The sequence below is a fragment of the Arthrobacter ipis genome (assembly GCF_014694315.1).
GTDB lineage: Bacteria > Actinomycetota > Actinomycetes > Actinomycetales > Micrococcaceae > Arthrobacter > Arthrobacter ipis.
On the sequence record NZ_JAAOXD010000003.1, the window covers coordinates 41,860 to 57,313 of the forward strand.

The 15,454-nt window shown below is 66.3% G+C and carries 18 protein-coding genes; 10 read left to right on the plus strand and 8 right to left on the minus strand.

What is annotated here, in order from left to right:
• The first annotated feature begins 53 nt into the window (after window positions 1-53).
• Window positions 54-1,109 carry a LacI family DNA-binding transcriptional regulator gene (locus G9E11_RS07225; RefSeq protein ID WP_190605854.1) on the plus strand — a complete coding sequence of 352 codons (1,056 nt, stop codon included), beginning with the start codon at window positions 54-56 and terminating at the stop codon, window positions 1,107-1,109.
• Window positions 1,110-1,128: 19 nt separating this feature from the next.
• Here the strand turns inward: G9E11_RS07225 and G9E11_RS07230 are convergent, their stop codons facing one another.
• Both G9E11_RS07230 and G9E11_RS07235 read right to left on the minus strand, forming a co-directional pair.
• A complete protein-coding gene (locus tag G9E11_RS07230) occupies window positions 1,129-2,028 on the minus strand; it encodes a DUF8083 family protein (protein ID WP_190604326.1) in 900 nt (299 codons plus the stop codon).
• A gap of 33 nt (window positions 2,029-2,061) precedes the next feature.
• Window positions 2,062-2,868 carry an exodeoxyribonuclease III gene (locus G9E11_RS07235; RefSeq protein WP_190604328.1) on the minus strand — a complete coding sequence of 269 codons (807 nt, stop codon included), beginning with the start codon at window positions 2,866-2,868 and terminating at the stop codon, window positions 2,062-2,064.
• Between the two features lie 197 nt (window positions 2,869-3,065).
• Between G9E11_RS07235 and G9E11_RS07240 the strand changes: the two genes are divergently transcribed.
• The 6 genes from G9E11_RS07240 to G9E11_RS07265 all read left to right on the plus strand — a co-directional run bounded on the left by G9E11_RS07240 (window position 3,066) and on the right by G9E11_RS07265 (window position 8,602).
• On the plus strand, window positions 3,066-4,565 hold the full coding sequence (locus tag G9E11_RS07240; protein WP_190604330.1) for a CoA-acylating methylmalonate-semialdehyde dehydrogenase: 1,500 nt from the start codon (window positions 3,066-3,068) through the stop codon (window positions 4,563-4,565).
• Window positions 4,565-5,623: an enoyl-CoA hydratase/isomerase family protein gene (locus G9E11_RS07245; protein WP_190604332.1), complete on the plus strand. Its 1,059-nt coding sequence runs from the start codon at window positions 4,565-4,567 to the stop codon at window positions 5,621-5,623. The genes G9E11_RS07240 and G9E11_RS07245 overlap by 1 nt, the downstream gene beginning before the upstream one ends.
• Window positions 5,616-6,536, plus strand: a complete 921-nt coding sequence (mmsB, locus tag G9E11_RS07250; protein ID WP_190604334.1) for a 3-hydroxyisobutyrate dehydrogenase — start codon at window positions 5,616-5,618, stop codon at window positions 6,534-6,536. The genes G9E11_RS07245 and mmsB overlap by 8 nt, the downstream gene beginning before the upstream one ends.
• A 57-nt stretch (window positions 6,537-6,593) precedes the next feature.
• A complete protein-coding gene (locus G9E11_RS07255) occupies window positions 6,594-7,373 on the plus strand; it encodes an enoyl-CoA hydratase (RefSeq protein WP_190604336.1) in 780 nt (259 codons plus the stop codon).
• On the plus strand, window positions 7,370-8,191 hold the full coding sequence (locus G9E11_RS07260) for a CPBP family intramembrane metalloprotease (RefSeq protein ID WP_190604338.1): 822 nt from the start codon (window positions 7,370-7,372) through the stop codon (window positions 8,189-8,191). The genes G9E11_RS07255 and G9E11_RS07260 overlap by 4 nt, the downstream gene beginning before the upstream one ends.
• A 147-nt stretch (window positions 8,192-8,338) precedes the next feature.
• On the plus strand, window positions 8,339-8,602 hold the full coding sequence (locus G9E11_RS07265) for a hypothetical protein (protein WP_190604340.1): 264 nt from the start codon (window positions 8,339-8,341) through the stop codon (window positions 8,600-8,602).
• Here G9E11_RS07265 and G9E11_RS07270 read toward each other — a convergent pair.
• Window positions 8,599-9,012: an ArsR/SmtB family transcription factor gene (locus tag G9E11_RS07270; RefSeq protein WP_190604343.1), complete on the minus strand. Its 414-nt coding sequence runs from the start codon at window positions 9,010-9,012 to the stop codon at window positions 8,599-8,601. The two genes, G9E11_RS07265 and G9E11_RS07270, sit on opposite strands and share 4 nt — an antisense overlap.
• 333 nt (window positions 9,013-9,345) lie before the next feature.
• Here G9E11_RS07270 and G9E11_RS07275 point away from each other — a divergent pair, with 333 nt between their 5' ends.
• Both G9E11_RS07275 and G9E11_RS07280 read left to right on the plus strand, forming a co-directional pair.
• A complete protein-coding gene (locus G9E11_RS07275) occupies window positions 9,346-9,621 on the plus strand; it encodes a YegP family protein (RefSeq protein ID WP_190604345.1) in 276 nt (91 codons plus the stop codon).
• Between the two features lie 17 nt (window positions 9,622-9,638).
• Window positions 9,639-10,328: a PAS and ANTAR domain-containing protein gene (locus G9E11_RS07280; protein ID WP_190604347.1), complete on the plus strand. Its 690-nt coding sequence runs from the start codon at window positions 9,639-9,641 to the stop codon at window positions 10,326-10,328.
• Window positions 10,329-10,334: 6 nt separating this feature from the next.
• Here the strand turns inward: G9E11_RS07280 and G9E11_RS07285 are convergent, their stop codons facing one another.
• Entirely contained in the window at window positions 10,335-10,841 is a 507-nt protein-coding gene (locus G9E11_RS07285) for a MarR family winged helix-turn-helix transcriptional regulator (RefSeq protein ID WP_190604349.1), read from the minus strand.
• Between the two features lie 3 nt (window positions 10,842-10,844).
• Window positions 10,845-12,665, minus strand: a complete 1,821-nt coding sequence (locus G9E11_RS07290; RefSeq protein WP_190604351.1) for an AMP-binding protein — start codon at window positions 12,663-12,665, stop codon at window positions 10,845-10,847.
• A gap of 218 nt (window positions 12,666-12,883) precedes the next feature.
• Here G9E11_RS07290 and G9E11_RS07295 point away from each other — a divergent pair, with 218 nt between their 5' ends.
• Window positions 12,884-14,017: an acyl-CoA dehydrogenase family protein gene (locus G9E11_RS07295; protein WP_246468864.1), complete on the plus strand. Its 1,134-nt coding sequence runs from the start codon at window positions 12,884-12,886 to the stop codon at window positions 14,015-14,017.
• A gap of 8 nt (window positions 14,018-14,025) precedes the next feature.
• Here G9E11_RS07295 and G9E11_RS07300 read toward each other — a convergent pair whose 3' ends face one another.
• The 3 genes from G9E11_RS07300 to G9E11_RS07310 form a co-directional block, all read right to left on the minus strand.
• Complete coding sequence (locus G9E11_RS07300; RefSeq protein WP_190604353.1) at window positions 14,026-14,613, minus strand: DinB family protein; 588 nt, start codon at window positions 14,611-14,613, stop codon at window positions 14,026-14,028.
• A gap of 78 nt (window positions 14,614-14,691) precedes the next feature.
• Entirely contained in the window at window positions 14,692-14,895 is a 204-nt protein-coding gene (locus G9E11_RS07305) for a cold-shock protein (RefSeq protein ID WP_003799085.1), read from the minus strand.
• Window positions 14,896-15,079: 184 nt separating this feature from the next.
• A complete protein-coding gene (locus G9E11_RS07310; RefSeq protein ID WP_190604355.1) occupies window positions 15,080-15,400 on the minus strand; it encodes a putative quinol monooxygenase in 321 nt (106 codons plus the stop codon).
• Between the last annotated feature and the right edge of the window lie 54 nt (window positions 15,401-15,454).

Consider the following 15,454-nt stretch of genomic DNA (forward strand, 5'->3'; position numbering starts at 1 on the left):
TCCTGCCGCCGGGAAACTGCACGGCGGAATGTATGAGGCTTGGAGAGGACATCGTGGCGCGCACTACTGAAAGGGCACAGCGCGGTGGCCACTCAGGAGTCAGTATCGAGGACGTCGCCGCGGCCGCGGGAGTTTCCACGGCAACCGTGTCCCGCGCCGTGCGGGGACTGCCCAGGGTCTCACCGGCAACCCGGGAAAAAATCCTGGAGGTGGCAGCGGCGCTGGGCTACGTTGCCTCATCCTCCGCGTCGGGCCTTGCCACGGGACGCACCAAGACCATTGGCGTGCTGGCCCCGTTTGTGAGCCGGTGGTTCTTCTCGAAGGCCATCGAGGGTGCGGACCGCGAACTCCATGCCCGGCAGTACAACCTGTCACTCTTCAACCTGGGCGGCCACGGCAGCCACCGCGAGCGGCTGTTCAGCAAGACCATGGTCTACAAGCAGATCGACGCCCTCCTGGTCCTGTGTATGGCGCTGACCCGGGACGAGCTGGAGCACCTGCAGAAGATCGACATCCCGCTGGTGGTGGTGGGCGGCCACGTGGAGGAATGTGCCTACATCGGGATCGACGACTACGCGGCAGCCTCCACCGCCGTCAAGCACCTGATCGAACTCGGCCACCGGGACATCGCGCTGCTGCACGGCGACGATGAAACCGACCTCAACTTCGATGTTCCCCGGGTCCGCATCCTGGCCTTCCAGGACGTCATGACAGCTGCCGGCCTGGAAGTCCGCCCCGAGTGGGACGAGTGGGGCGACTTCACCGTCCGCAGCGGCCAGGAGGCGTTCCGGCGGCTGTGGGCCCAGCCCGGCGAGAAACCCACCGCCATCTTCTGTGCCTCAGATGAAATGGCCATGGGCGTCATCTTCGAAGCCAACCGCGTCGGCGTCCGGGTGCCGGAGGACCTGTCGGTGATCGGCATAGACGACCACGATTTTTCCGACGCCATTGGACTCACCACAGTAGGGCAGCGGCCCGACGAGCAAGCCGAGCTTGGCACCAAGATGCTGCTCGACGAACTCCTGGGGATCCCCGGTTCGGTGCAGTCCTCCGTCGCGCCGCACCGCCTGATCGTCAGACGCACGACGGCGCCGCCCCGGTCCTCCTAGCAGCGCAGCTGGGTGCGGGTTACGAGGCCCGGGCCAGTTGGCGGATCGGGATCCAGCGGGAAGCCAGCCGGCGGTAGGCGGCGGCCGCGCCGGTCATGTCACCCTCTGCGAGGCACTCGATCCCCAGCCGCACGTCCATGGGGGAGTCGTCCGGGTAGACCTTGTCCGCCACCGCGCCGTAGTCCAGTTCCACCATCGAGCCCGCGTGGAAGAGCTCCAGCCATTCGGTGAGCTGCGTGAGGTCGTCCAGCATGTCAAGGTCGGGCGCCGCGAGGGCCAGGTTCGCCACGGCGTAGCGCACCCGGTCAAGGGCGTCGGAGATGGGCGCCCACACGCGCACGGTGAGGATCCTGCCGCCGGCCTCCACGACGTCCTGCGGGTCGGACTCAAGGAACAGTGAGAACCAGCTGAAGGGGATGCCCCAGGTGGAGGCCCGGGTGTGCACCCGGGTGATGCCGTCGCGTGCGTTGACCAGGTCGATGCGTTCCTGGTGCCTGTCCCGCTGCTCCTCGGGAATCAGCAGTTCGGCCAGGGGCCCGTGGATGCCCTCGATCAGCGCGTTTGCCGCCAGCCCGGCCCGCAGCACCAGTTGGCTGGGACAGTAAAGCAGCCCAACGCTGTCGGCCGTTTCCTCCTCAGCGCTTTCCTTGCCGGCATCCTCCACGGGGACACCCGGGGCGCGGGTGACGCGCACCAGGTCGGTCCGACCGGTAGGGAACGGATCGCCGCCCGGGCGGGTGATCCGCCCCAGGGAAGCCTGCAGCTCCGCGTTTTCGACGGCGGCGCGGGACACCGCCCGCTCACCGGCTGACTTGATGGCGGCCTGCTGATCCTCGGGAAACGCATCCAGAGGTTCATAGACGCGCAACGTTGAGGAAAACGGGAGCCCGGCCTGGCCCCGGTAGAGGTTGCCCGTCATGAATGCCTGCCTGTCATCAGCCGTCAGCCTCCATCAGTCGGTCAGTTCCACAATCACCGGTGCGTGGTCGGAGGCGCCCTTGCCCTTGCGTTCCTCGCGGTCGATCGACGCGCCGGAAACGCGCGAGGCGAGGGCCGGCGAGGCGAGCACGAAGTCGATCCGCATGCCCTCCTTCTTGGGGAAACGCAGCTGGGTGTAGTCCCAGTACGTGTAGACGCCCGGGCCGGGGGTGTAGGGGCGCACGACATCGGAATAGCCCACCGACTCGAAGGCGTGGAACGCCGCCCGCTCCGGTTCGCTGACGTGGGTGTAGCCCTGGGTGAGGAACAGGTCGATGTCCCAGACGTCGTCGTCCGTGGGGGCGATGTTCCAGTCGCCCATCAGCGCGACCTGCTTGGACGGGTCCTCGGAGATCCAGCCGGCCGCGTGGTTCTTCAGCGAATCAAGCCACTTGAGCTTGTAGGGCATGTGCTCGTCGTCGAGGGAGCGGCCATTGGGGACGTAGAGGCTCCACACCCGTACCCCGCCGCAAGTGGCGGCCATGGCACGTGCTTCCTGGACGGGATCCTTGCCCGCCTTGCCGAAATGCGGCTGGTCGGTGAAGCCGCGTTCGACGTCGTCCAGGCCCACCCGCGAGGCGATGGCCACACCGTTCCACTGGTTGACGCCGAAGTGTGCCACCTCGTAGCCCATGCGCTCGAAGAGCTCCCACGGAAAGTTGTCGTCCTTGCACTTGGTTTCCTGGATGGCCAGGACGTCACAGTCAGAGCGCTGCAGCCACGCCTCCACACGGTCGGCACGGGCACGCAGCGAGTTCACATTCCAAGTAGCTATCTTCACAGTCCTAACTTACCGAACTTGGACGCGGATGGGACTCCCGGCGGATGGCGGCCCGCTTCTGCCCCAGGCCCCGCCCGCACCGCGTCCAAGCCGGGTCCGAACCTGCTGCCCGCCTCATTTGGAGGACTCTGGAATTTAGTAGGAAGTCCGAGTAGATTCAGCACCAAAGATGACCGGGGTCATGCAAAGGAGCATCCATGGTTCACGAACTAACCCACTACATTGGCGGCCGGCGGGTAGACGGCACCTCCGGCCGGTACGGCGACGTCTTTGATCCCTGCACCGGCGAGGTCCAGGCCAAGGTGCCGCTGGCGGGCGCGGAAGAAGTCCGGAACGCCATCGCGAACGCCGAAAAAGCCCAGCCGGAGTGGGGCGCCATGAACGCCCAGCGGCGTGGCCGCATCCTGCTCAAATTCGTGGACCTCGTGAACGAGAACATGGACGAGCTCGCTGCACTCCTGTCCTCGGAACACGGAAAGACCCTCGCGGACGCCAGGGGCGACATCCAGCGGGGCATCGAGGTGGTGGAGTTCGCCGCCGGCGCCCCGCACCTGCTCAAGGGCGAGTTCTCCGACGACGCCGGAGCGGGCATCGACGTGCACTCCATGCGCCAGCCGCTGGGCGTGGTTGCAGGCATTACGCCCTTCAACTTTCCCGCGATGATTCCGCTGTGGAAGTCCGGACCTGCGCTCGCCGCCGGCAACGCGTTCATCCTCAAGCCGTCCGAACGCGATCCGTCCGTTCCGCTGCGCCTGGCGGAGCTCTACTCCGAGGCGGGCGTGCCGGACGGCGTCTTCAACGTGGTCAACGGCGACAAGGAAGCCGTGGACGCGCTGCTCGAGGACGAGCGCGTGCAGGCCATCGGCTTCGTCGGCTCCACCCCGATTGCCCAGTACATCTACGCCACGGCGGCGGCCCACGGCAAGCGGGCGCAGTGCTTCGGCGGCGCCAAGAACCACATGGTGATCATGCCGGACGCGGACCTGGACATGGCTGCCGATGCCCTGATCGGGGCCGGCTACGGTTCGGCCGGCGAGCGCTGCATGGCAGTGTCCGTTGCCGTTCCGGTGGGGGAGGAGACCGCGAACAGCCTGGTGGCGCGGCTGCAGGAGCGGATCAAGTCCCTCAAGGTGGGCCACAGCCTGGCCAAGGACTCCGACTTCGGGCCGGTGGTGACGCCCGCGGCCAAGGAGCGGATCGAGGGCTACATCAAGTCCGGCGAGGAGGAGGGTGCCTCGCTCCTGGTGGACGGCCGCGGCCTGGCCGTGGACGGCTACGACGGCGGGTTCTGGGTGGGCCCCACGCTGTTCGATAACGTCACCAAGGACATGAAGATCTACCGCGAGGAAATCTTCGGGCCCGTGCTCAGTGTCCTCCGTGCGTCCGACTACGACGAGGCGCTGCGGCTCTGCAGTGAGAACGAGTTCGGGAACGGCGTGGCCATTTTCACCCGCGACGGCGATGCGGCCCGCGACTTCGCCAGCCGGGTTCAGGTGGGCATGGTGGGCATCAATGTGCCCATCCCGGTGCCCATTGCCTACTACACCTTCGGCGGCTGGAAGGCGTCCGGGTTCGGTGACCTCAACCAGCACGGCGCCGACGCCTTCCGCTTCTACACCAAGACCAAGACCGTGACCTCGCGCTGGCCCTCCGGTATCCGGCAGGGTGCCAGCTTCATCATGCCGGAAGGAAGCTGATGACTGAACCTGAACAACAGGTGCTGTTCGAACAACGGGGCAAGCTGGGGGTGGTCACGCTCAACCGGCCCAAGGCAGTCAACGCGCTCACGGCCGGCATGGTCACCGCCGTGCTGGAACAACTCACTGCCTGGGCAGGTGACGACAGCGTTGCCACCGTACTGGTCCAGGGTGCCGGCGACCGCGGCCTGTGCGCGGGCGGGGACATCGTGGCCATCTACCGCGACATCCTCGCTGGCGGCGACGAAACGGCCGGCTTCTGGGCGGACGAATACCGGCTGAACTCACTGATCGAGCGGTTCCCCAAACCCTACGTCGCCTTCATGGACGGCCTGGTGCTGGGCGGCGGCGTGGGCATCTCCGCGCACGGCTCCCTGCGCATCGTCACCGAGCGCACACGGACCGGGATGCCGGAGACCACCATCGGGTTCGTGCCCGACGTCGGCGGGACCCTCCTGCTGTCGCGCTCACCGGGGGAGACGGGTACGCATGCCGCCCTCACCGGCGCCCACCTGAGCGGTGCGGATGCGCTGTTCCTGGGGCTCGCCGACTACTTTGTCCCGTCCGGCAGCCTCGCGGACCTCGCGGCGGCGCTGGAAAACGAAAGCGCGGAAGGCGCCGTCGTACGCTATGCCGAAAAGCCGCCCGCCTCGGCGCTGGAGGCGCAGCGGGACTGGATCGACGCGTGCTATTCAGCGGACGACGCCGAGGAAATCGTCCGGCGGCTGCGCGCCGGGGGCGGGGAAGCAGCGGCCGCCGCCGACACCATCGAGGCGAAGTCGCCCACCGCCGTCAAGGTGACCCTGGCCTCGCTCCGCCGGTCGCGCGGGCTGACGCTCGACGAGGCGCTCGCCGAGGAATACCGGGTGGGACTGCGCTGCCTCGCCGGACCGGACTTCCGGGAGGGGATCCGGGCGCAGGTGGTGGACAAGGACCGCAACCCGCAGTGGCAGCCGGAAACGCTGCAGGAGGTACACGCGGACGACGTCGAGCGGTACTTTGCGCCGTTGGGGGACCGGGAATTGGTGCTGTGGGAAAGGGAGTCGGACCATGCCTGATGAAGTAAAACCGCGCGTCGCGTTCCTGGGATTGGGTCACATGGGCGGACCCATGGCGGTCAACCTGGTCAAGGCAGGCTACGAGGTCATCGGGTTCGACGTGGTGCCAGCCGCGCTGGACGCCGCGCGCGAGCACGGCATCCCCGTCGCTTCGACTGCCGCGGAAACCATCCCCGGAGCAGAGATCGTGCTCACGATGTTCCCGAGCGGGCAGCATGTGCTGGACGCTTACCGCGGCAACGACGGGGAGCCGGGACTGCTGGCCGCCGCGGCGCCGAACACCATGTTCCTGGACTGCTCCACCATCAATGTGGACGAGGCACGGGAAGCCGCCCGGCTGGCCCTCGAGGCCGGGCACCGCTCCGTGGACGCGCCGGTTTCCGGCGGCGTGGTGGGGGCGGAAGCCGGGACCCTGACGTTCATGGTCGGTGCGCTGCCGGAGGACTTCGAAACAGTGCGGCCGCTGTTCGATGTCATGGGGAAGCGCGCGGTGCTGTGCGGAGAGCACGGCTCCGGCCAGGCCGCCAAGGTATGCAACAACCTCATCCTGGGCGTCTCGATGATCGCGGTCAGCGAGGCGTTCGTCCTCGGGGAGAAACTGGGGCTGACTCACCAGGCGCTGTTCGATGTCGCGTCCGCGGCATCGGGCCAGTGCTGGGCCCTCACCACCAACTGCCCGGTCCCGGGACCGGTGCCCACCAGCCCGGCCAACCGCGACTACCAGCCCGGGTTCGCCGGCGCATTGATGGCCAAGGACCTGCGACTGGCGCTGAACGCCCTCCAATCCACCGGCGTGGCCGCCCGGATGGGCCCCCTGGCCTCCGAGATTTACGACGCCTTCGCCGCGGAAGGCGGGGCCGGCCGGGATTTCTCCGGCATCATCACCGATATCCGGGACAAATCAGGACAGTAGGCTTAGTTTCAGGACGTACCAACGTTTAAGGACGTACCAACCACGTGAGGGGCATGGATGACGCACGAGTACGGAAACATTCTGGTGGAGCGCCGCGGGCGCGTTGGGCTCGTCACCCTGAACAGGCCCGAGGCGCTGAACGCCCTGGACAGGACCACCCTGGAAGAACTGGTGGCGGCGGTTTCGGAGATGGACGCGGACCCCGGCGTTGGCGCCGTCGTGATTACCGGCTCGGGGAAGGCCTTCGCTGCCGGCGCTGACATCAAGGAGATGGCGGACAAGGGCTACCTGGAGATGTACGACGCCGACTGGTTCCGGGGGTGGGAAGACCTCACCAGGCTGCGGATTCCGTTGATCGCGGCCGTGTCCGGTTTCGCGCTGGGCGGCGGCTGCGAGCTGGCCATGATGTGCGACTTCATCATCGCCGGCGACAACGCCAAATTCGGCCAGCCCGAGATCAACCTCGGCGTCGTGCCGGGCATGGGCGGGTCCCAGCGGCTCACCCGCGCCGTGGGCAAGGCCAAGGCGATGGACATGATCCTCACCGGCCGGTTCATTGACGCGGCCGAGGCGGAGCGCTCAGGCCTGGTGGCACGGGTGGTGCCCACCGCGGACACCGTGGAGGAGGCGCTGAAGGCCGCGGAGGTCATCGCGTCCAAGTCGAAGCCGGCCGCCATGCTGGCCAAGGAAGCCGTTAACGCGGCCTTCGAAACGGGGCTGGCGCAGGGCGTGCTGTTTGAACGGCGGCTGTTCCATTCGCTCTTCGCCTCCGAGGACCAGAAGGAAGGCATGGCTGCTTTCGCGGAGAAGCGCCAGCCGGAGTTCAGGCACCGGTGAGCACCCGGCTGACCGGGGAGCGCACCGTGAAGGGGACTTCCCTGCGCGTTGTCCCGGCGGCCATGGTCTCGCTGGCCGGCTTTGTCCTGTTCGCGCTGGACCAGAGCCTGTTCGGGTATGCCCTGCTCGCTTCAGCGCTTATGCTCGCGGCCCTGGTGGACCGGCTGCTGTTCCGCGACCTCGCGCTGATTGCGGCCGGAGTGGCCATCATCAGTGCCGTGCCGATCACCACCGACGTCAGCACCTCCCACATGCTGGTCATGGGCTCCGCCATGATCGCGGCCGTGGGGATCCCCTATGCTGTGTCGCGCTTCGTCACCAAAGAGCATGCGGTGGTGTTTCCGGTCCGGACCGGGCAGAAATGGACGCGTGCGGAGAAGTGGTACCTGCCCGCCGTCGTCGTGATCGGCTACGCCTTGCTGCCCGTGTACATGATCCGGACCGGGGTCTACACGAACTGGCCCGCCGTGCACGACCCCGAGGGTATCGCGCGGCTCTTCGTCGGCACCAACGCCCTGGGCATCTGGGATGAGCTGTTCTTCATCTGCACCTGCTTCGCCCTGCTGCGCCGCCACCTGCCCGACTGGCAGGCCAACCTGCTGCAGGCCGTGCTGTTCACGTCGTTCCTGTGGGAACTGGGATTCAAGTCCTGGGCGCCGTTTTTCATCTATCCCTTCGCCCTGCTGCAGGCCCGCATCTTCACGGTGACCAAGTCGCTGTCGTACATCGTGAGCGTGCACCTGCTCTTCGACTTCGTGCTGTTCCTGGTGCTGCTCCACGCGCACAACCGGACGTGGATCGACATCTTCCTGTACTGACTCCCGGGTCCCATTCCACCCGGCAAACTCCACAGCGGGATTCTGAAATGGCCGCCGGGATTTCACCCGCAGTTAATCGCGATGCCCTAGCCTTGCACTTCAGGCAAAAGTGTTTATTCCGGCAAACGTGCGAAAAGGGGAACGATCGTGGCCGACATCGCTGCTGTACTGGGACGGCTCACCGCGGCCGAGCTTGAGGAAATCCACGCCACAGGCCCGCAGGGGCACCTGAGCCGCAGGATCGTGGAGGCGCTGGACCGGGCTGCCGGCGGTCCGGGCGGCGGCCGCGGCTACTACGTGCCGGCCGGAAGTGTCAGCGGAACAGGCAGCCCCCACGTTGTGTTGAGGAGCGACGTCGCGGCCTGGCTTTTCGGGCATGCCGCGCCGGCCGCTGTCTCCGACCCCGCTTAGCCTGCGGCCTGTGCTGCCGGTGCCAGAGCGGACGCCGGCGCAGGGCTGCGGTCCGCGTTGGAGCCGTTGCCATCCGCTGCGCCGTTAGGTTGCCGCAGGACGCCAACGTCGAGGATCGTGCCCAGCAGGCCGCGGGCCGCTTCGAGGACCTCGCTTACTTCGGGTGACGTCAGTTCGTAGAACAGGCGGCCGTCCTTCCGGGACGGAACAATCAGCCGCTGGCGCCGCAGAATGCCGAGGTGCTGGGAGAGGTTGGAGGCCTCAAGCCCGGTGCAGTCCCGCAAGTTGCTCACGGTCTCGGGGCCGTTGACGAGCATCTCCAGGACCAGGATGCGTGCAGGGTGGCCCATGGACTTGAACAGGTCGGCCTTTACCCCGGTGTGGATCACGCCGTCGGGCATGTCGCCCATTCTGGATTCCTTCCACTGTTACTTGCCGCATGCTTCTCGGCCGGTCTTGCCGGCCCGCCAACCTCGGTGCCCCCAAAGGCGTATAGACCCAAGTATAGAGACAGAACGGTCTGTCCCCGACGACTGGGGGGAGAACTTTTGCCGGCGGACCGGGGAGAGGGGTGCTGCGGCCGCGGACCGCCCTTGCCAAGAGCCCGGAACTAGTTCACAATTTCATAAATTCCTCAATTACCGCCCCGGCTCATCCGCGGGAGCGGTAAGGAGAAAAAACCTCAGCTGCTTCCGGTGACGACGACGTCCCGGACGCCGTGTTCCCGTATCCAGGAGGGCTAAATGGCTGGCATGTTCGAACTCTTCATTGACGCAGAGGATTCCTTCAGATTCCAGCTCACCGCCCCGGACGGCACCGTGATGGCAGTATCCCGCCCTTTTCCCAGCAAGGCTGCCGCGGTCGAAGGCATCGCTGCCGTTCGTGAGTACGCCGGGATGGGACATGTGAAGGAGCTGCCAAAGGCCCCCGTGGGCCGCTTCCTCGGATGCCGCCCCCACGCTGCCGTTCGACCCCTGTACATGCGGGTGCCCCTCCAGTGCCGGGGGATGGCCGGGTAGGGCGGCAGGGAGCCGCGATGAGCCTTCCGAAAACCGTACGGGCGTACTCGAGCGCCCTCGGGCCGGCAGGCTGTGTTGCCGGCACGTTTAATTACGACGCCATTTCGGGGCGGCTTGAATGGTCCGATGAGCTGTACACGCTCCACGGTTACCGCCGGGGCGAGATCGTGCCCACCGTGGAGCTTCTCTACGCCCACAAGCATCCGGACGACAGGGACCGCTGCCATGACATCTTCACGGCGGCCTGCGAAGCGGGCGGATTTTTCTGCAGCTACCACCGCATCCTCGATGCCCGCATGCGGGAACACCGTGTCCTCACCGCCGGCGAGGCGCTCATGGAGGACGGCAGGCTCATTGCTGTTGAGGGGTTCATCGTTGACCTGACCAGCACCCTGCAGTGGGAAACGGAAAGGGCGGCACGTGAGGCGGTTGAAGGTGCCCTTGGCACGCGAAGCACCATAGAACAGGCGAAGGGCATCCTGGTGGGCATCCTGCGAATTGGTTCCCAGGCCGCTTTCGACCTGTTGGCCAAGTACAGCCAGGCCACCAACATCAAGGTGGCCAGCACGGCTGCAGACCTGGTACAGCTGGCCAACAACCCGCAGCAGGCGGCATTGCTTGACACGTTCGTCCAGGAGCTCCAGCGGGGCACGGACGGCCTGGCGGTCCGTGCTGCCGGGCAGTCGGTGAAGCCCGTCAGTCCGTAAAGTCCGTCAGCCCGTGAAGTCCCCGGCGCCACGGCGGAAATCGCCCAGGATCCGGATGAGCTGGTTCACGTCCTCCTCGCCGAAACCGGACTGGCCGAAAACCTCGGCGTTGAGTACCGCCGTCGCCCTTTTCGCCAACGTACGGCCCTCAGCCGTGAGCTCGATCAGCGTGGTGCGCCCGTCCGTGGGATGCGGTGAGCGGACCACCAGTCCCGCTGTCTGGAGGCGGTCCACGGCGTTGGTCACCGAGGTGGGATGGACCTGCAGCAGGGCGCTCGCTTTGTTCATCGGCAGGGCGCCGCTCCTGGCGAAGCTGAGCAGCGCCAGCAGTTCGTACCGGGCGAAGGTCAGTCCGAACGGCTTCAGAACCCCCTCGATGCGGGCCAGCAGGATCTGCTGGGTGCGCATGATTGCCGTGATGGCTGCCATCGGTGCGGCCACGTCACTCCAGCCGTGGCTCTCCCAGTTGCGCTGTGCATCGGCAATCGGGTCGCGGGGCAGCGGAGGGCTCACGGCTCAGCCCTGGCTTCTCAGGCCCGGGAAATCCGTCTCGGAGTATTCCGTGCCCAGACCGAGGGGAACGCCGGCCGCCCCGTGTTGGGTGCCGTCCGAGTGGCGAAGCTCCTCGCTGCGCCGCAGCTCGACGCGGCGGATTTTTCCCGAAATGGTTTTCGGCAGCTCGGCAAACTCAAGCCTGCGGATGCGCTTGAACGGCGCCAGGTGGTCGCGGCAGTAGCGCAGGATTTCCTCGGCGAGCTCGGGTCCCGGTTCGTGGCCGGCAGCCAGCACCACGAATGCCTTGGGCACCGACAGTTTTAGCGGATCAGGGGAGGGAACGACGGCGGCCTCCGCCACCGCCGGGTGCTCGATGAGCACGCTCTCCAGCTCGAATGGGGAGAGCCGGTAGTCGGAGGACTTGAAGACGTCGTCGTCCCGGCCCACGTACGTTATGACGCCGTGCTCGTCCCGGCTGGCCATGTCGCCCGTGTGGTAGTAGCCGCCGCGGAACGCTTCGGCCGTCTTCTCCGGGTCGCCGTAGTACGACTTCATCAGCCCGGCGGGGCGGGGATCCAGGCGCAGGCACAGCTCGCCGTCGTCCGCTTCTTTTCCCGTCACGGGATCGACGAGGACCACGTCGTACCCCGGCAGGGGCTGGCCCATGGCGCCGATCTTGACGGGCTGGGCGGGGGTGTTGGCCACCTGTACCGTGGTCTCGGTCTGGCCGAAGCCGTCGCGGATGGTCTGGCCCCAGGCGCGCTGGACCTGGCCGATGACCTCCGCGTTGAGCGGCTCGCCGGCAGAAACAACCTTGGTGGGCGGATTTTTGAGGAGGCTGAGATCGGCCTGGATGAGCATCCGCCAGACGGTGGGCGGAGCGCAGAAGCTGGTGACCTTCTCCCGTTCCATCTGCTCCATCAGGGCCCTGGCATCGAAGCGTTCGTAGTTGTAGACGAACACGCAGGCCTCGGCTATCCACGGGGCGAACAGGTTGGACCAGGCGTGTTTTGCCCAGCCCGGAGAGGCCACGTTGAGGTGCACGTCGCCCGGCTCCAGGCCGATCCAGTACATCGTTGACAGGTGGCCCACCGGGTAGGACGTGTGGGTGTGTTCCACGAGCTTGGCCTTCGAGGTGGTGCCCGAGGTGAAGTAGAGAAGCAGGGTTTCGTCCGCCAGAGTGGGTGCGTCGGGGGTGAACTCGCTGGTGGAGGCGGTGGAATCCGCGTACTGCAGCGCCTGCGCATTGGCGGCGCCGGCCTCAGTGCTGCCGGCGCGTGCGCTGCCAGTGGTGCTTGCTCCGCCAGTCGTGCGTGCGATGCCGCTCGTGCCGGCGTCGGGCATTTCGATAAGCCGGTAGCGGCCGGGCACCTCGGCGAACTTACCGAGGTTTGAACTGCCGACGGCGGCCCAGCCCGCCTCCCCGCGCTCCACCCGGTCCTTCAGGTCCGCGGGACCCATGAGCGTAGTGGTGGGGATCAGCACGATGCCAAGCTTGATGCCGGCCAGCACCAGTTCCCACAGTTCCACCTGGTTGCCCAGCATGATGATCATGCGGTCGCCGCGCTTCACGCCCTGGCTGCGGAGCCAGTTGGCCACCTGGTTTGACCGGCCCGACAGTTCGGCGAAGCTGCGCCGGGTGGCCGAGCCGTCCTGTTCCACGATCACCAGCGCCGGGTTGGCGGCGCTGGCAGGATCGGTAGCGATGGCGTCAAACCAGTCGAGTGCGAAGTTGAACTCCTTGGGCCGCGGCCATTCGAAGCTGGCCCTCGCCTGGAGGTAGTCCTGGCGCAAAGCGAGCAGCTGGTCACGTGCGGCACGGAAGTCGTCGGTGACTGTCAAGGGGGCACCTTTCGCCTGGGGATTCACGTCCTAGTGATCCACATCACTGTGCAATATACTAGGACATCCAACGGTTTGGAAGAGTGAAGGGACCTATGCCCGTGCAGCCACAAGGACGTGACAACGGACAGCCCGCAGAGGCTACAACGGGGGAAACGGGGAAAGCCACAGCGGGGGAAGCGGGGACCGTGGCGCCGCCGTTTGCCGATGCCGATCTCATGTATGTTGCGGACATGCTTCCGCCTGCTGAGCTGACCCGCTATCTCGAAATCCGGGACTTCCTGCAGTCCAGGGTCCGGGCCCAGTCCATCGAATACTGGAACCGGGAAGAGTTCCCGTTCGGGCTGCTCGCGGAGCTCGGGAAGCACGGGCTTGGCGGGCTGCAGACGGACGGGACATCCACGCTCTTCAAGGGCCTCATGTACGTTGAGGTGGCCCGCGCCGATGTCTCCCTGTCGGCTCTGGTTGGCATCCACAACGAACTGATCGTCGGCATGATCGACGCTCTGGGGTCGGAGGAGCAGAAGCAGCGGTGGCTGCCGGGACTGACCGCCTTCACCCAGCTGGGGGCCTTCGCGCTGACCGAGCCGGAGCACGGCTCGGACATCGCTGGCGGGCTGGCCACCACGGCCCGGCTGGAGGACGGCGAATGGGTCATCGACGGGGCCAAGCGGTGGATAGGCGCCGGAACCATCGCCGACTTTGCGCTCGTGTGGGCCCGGGACGCTGCCGACCAGCAGATCAAGGGCTTCATTGTCGAGACGGACCGCCCCGGCTACACGGCGACCAAGATCAGCAACAAGATCGGGCTCCGGATCATGCAGAACGCCGATATCCAGCTGGACGGCGTCCGCATTCCGGAGACCAATATGCTCCCCGGCGCCACGGATTTCACCAAGGCCAACGAACTGCTCAGGGATTCCCGGGCCTGGGTGGGCTGGCAGGCAGCAGGCATTCAGCTCGCGGCCTTTGACGTTGCCCGTTCCTATTCGCTGCAGCGCCGCCAGTTCGGCAAGGAGCTGGCACGCTTCCAGCTCATCCAGCAGCAGCTTGCCGAGATCCTGGGCAACGCCTCGGCCTCGCTGGCCCTGATGGCACAGCTGGCCCGGATCCAGGAGGAGGGCAGGCTGGAAATGGCCCAGGCGGCGATGGCCAAGGCCACCACCACCCGGCTGGCCCGCGCTTCCGTGGCCCTGGGCCGGTCGCTGCTGGGCGGCAACGGCATCAGCAGCGACTTCGAGATGGGGAAACTCTTCGGTGACGCCGAGATCCTCTACACCTACGAGGGCAGCTACGAGATCAATTCCCTGATTGTGGCCCGGGCCGTGACAGGAAAATCGGCCTTCGTCTAAGGAGCGTTCTAACCAGCCAGCGCTGCAGCTTCCCGCGCTGCGGCCTCCAGTTGCTGCACGTAGGCGGCCTGCTCCGCCGCGCCCCGCTGAGGGAGGTTGGGGTCGTTGGGGCCCTGTCCGGCGGAGCCGTCGATGAGTTCGCGGATGATGTCAGCGTGCCCCAGGTGCTGCGCCGTCTCGGCACACATGTGTACCAGCATCTGGTGCAGGGTCACGTTCCTGCGTTCTTCCCGCCACCAGGGCACCACGCCCGGAGCGTCCAGGGGCAGCGCTTCGATGGTGGCATCGGTGTGCGCCGCCGAGAAGTGGTGCAGCTCGACGATCTCGGCACGCGTCTGCTCCCGGGTGGCCCACATGTCTGCGTCCGGTTCGGCCCCGTCGGCGAACCAGGGCAGCACCCGGCCACTCGGCCGGCCGAACACCTCGCCGAAATAATCCAGTTCCACGCTGGCCACGTGTTTGACCAGGCCCAGGAGATTGGTGCCGGTGGGCGTCATCGGCCGGCGGACGTCGTACTCGCCCAGGCCGTCAAGCTTGGCGAGGAGCTGGGCGCGCCGTGTCCGGAGGTAATGGTGGAGGGTCGCTTTTTCATCCATGGCGGCACTCTACCGGGCCGGAAACAAAAAACTCCCCTGTGCGTGCCAGGCACGGACAGGGGAGTCTTTGGAAAGCCGTTACAGCGGGCGAATGTTCTCTGCCTGCGGACCCTTGGGGCCCTGGGTCACCTCGAACTCGACCTTCTGGTTTTCATCCAGGGAGCGGTAACCGCTGCTGGCAATTGCTGAATAGTGGGCGAATACATCTGCTGATCCATCATCCGGAGCGATGAAGCCGAAGCCCTTTTCGGCGTTGAACCATTTAACTGTGCCTGTTGCCATTGCTACTTCCTTTGTAACCCTTTTTCTGGTCCTGCTCCGACAGCAGGCAGACGCGGAAATTGTTCTCCGCTGTCTCCAACCTATGGGCCATACGCCGGGCGTGCAATAGTTGCCGTCATCAGGAGTCCCACCTGTAACGGGAGATTCTGTCCACAAACGTCATTCCGAGAGGCTGTTTCCGGGTCTAGGGTGTGCTCCCCGGCTCCTGGCCGGTGTCCTCCCACTGCACGTCGAGATTGCGGAAAACCGGGGGTCCGTCACACAGGGCCGCCATCTGCGCGGCGAAGTCTGACGTCTCAGGCCGGTTGGAATTTTCCATCGCCGACTCGTAGGAGTCGAATTCCACGATGGTGAAGTAGGTCCCCGGACGGTCGCGGTCCGCCGTGGCGGTGATGCGGCGAAACGTCGGTGTGGTGGCTCCCTCCGTTCTCGACGGGCGGCCCAGCGCTTCGACCTCCTCGATGCGTGAGGTCTGGAATTCAATGATCTGCACAAACCCGGCCATGACGGCTCCTTGACGGCGGTGGTGACTGATGCCGCTCACGGTAGACCCGGCGTC

Bases quoted from the DNA above. Each gene is read 5' to 3' on its own strand.
- G9E11_RS07275 (WP_190604345.1), top strand. From the start codon at position 9,346: ATGGCTGGCATGTTCGAACTCTTCATTGACGCAGAGGATTCCTTCAGA.
- G9E11_RS07255 (WP_190604336.1), top strand. From the start codon at position 6,594: ATGACGCACGAGTACGGAAACATTCTGGTGGAGCGCCGCGGGCGCGTT.
- G9E11_RS07305 (WP_003799085.1), bottom strand. From the start codon at position 14,895: ATGGCAACAGGCACAGTTAAATGGTTCAACGCCGAAAAGGGCTTCGGC.
- G9E11_RS07280 (WP_190604347.1), top strand. From the start codon at position 9,639: ATGAGCCTTCCGAAAACCGTACGGGCGTACTCGAGCGCCCTCGGGCCG.
- G9E11_RS07230 (WP_190604326.1), bottom strand. From the start codon at position 2,028: ATGACGGGCAACCTCTACCGGGGCCAGGCCGGGCTCCCGTTTTCCTCA.
- G9E11_RS07300 (WP_190604353.1), bottom strand. From the start codon at position 14,613: ATGGATGAAAAAGCGACCCTCCACCATTACCTCCGGACACGGCGCGCC.
- G9E11_RS07245 (WP_190604332.1), top strand. From the start codon at position 4,565: ATGACTGAACCTGAACAACAGGTGCTGTTCGAACAACGGGGCAAGCTG.
- G9E11_RS07270 (WP_190604343.1), bottom strand. From the start codon at position 9,012: ATGGGCGACATGCCCGACGGCGTGATCCACACCGGGGTAAAGGCCGAC.
- mmsB (WP_190604334.1), top strand. From the start codon at position 5,616: ATGCCTGATGAAGTAAAACCGCGCGTCGCGTTCCTGGGATTGGGTCAC.
- G9E11_RS07310 (WP_190604355.1), bottom strand. From the start codon at position 15,400: ATGGCCGGGTTTGTGCAGATCATTGAATTCCAGACCTCACGCATCGAG.
- G9E11_RS07295 (WP_246468864.1), top strand. From the start codon at position 12,884: ATGTATGTTGCGGACATGCTTCCGCCTGCTGAGCTGACCCGCTATCTC.
- G9E11_RS07240 (WP_190604330.1), top strand. From the start codon at position 3,066: ATGGTTCACGAACTAACCCACTACATTGGCGGCCGGCGGGTAGACGGC.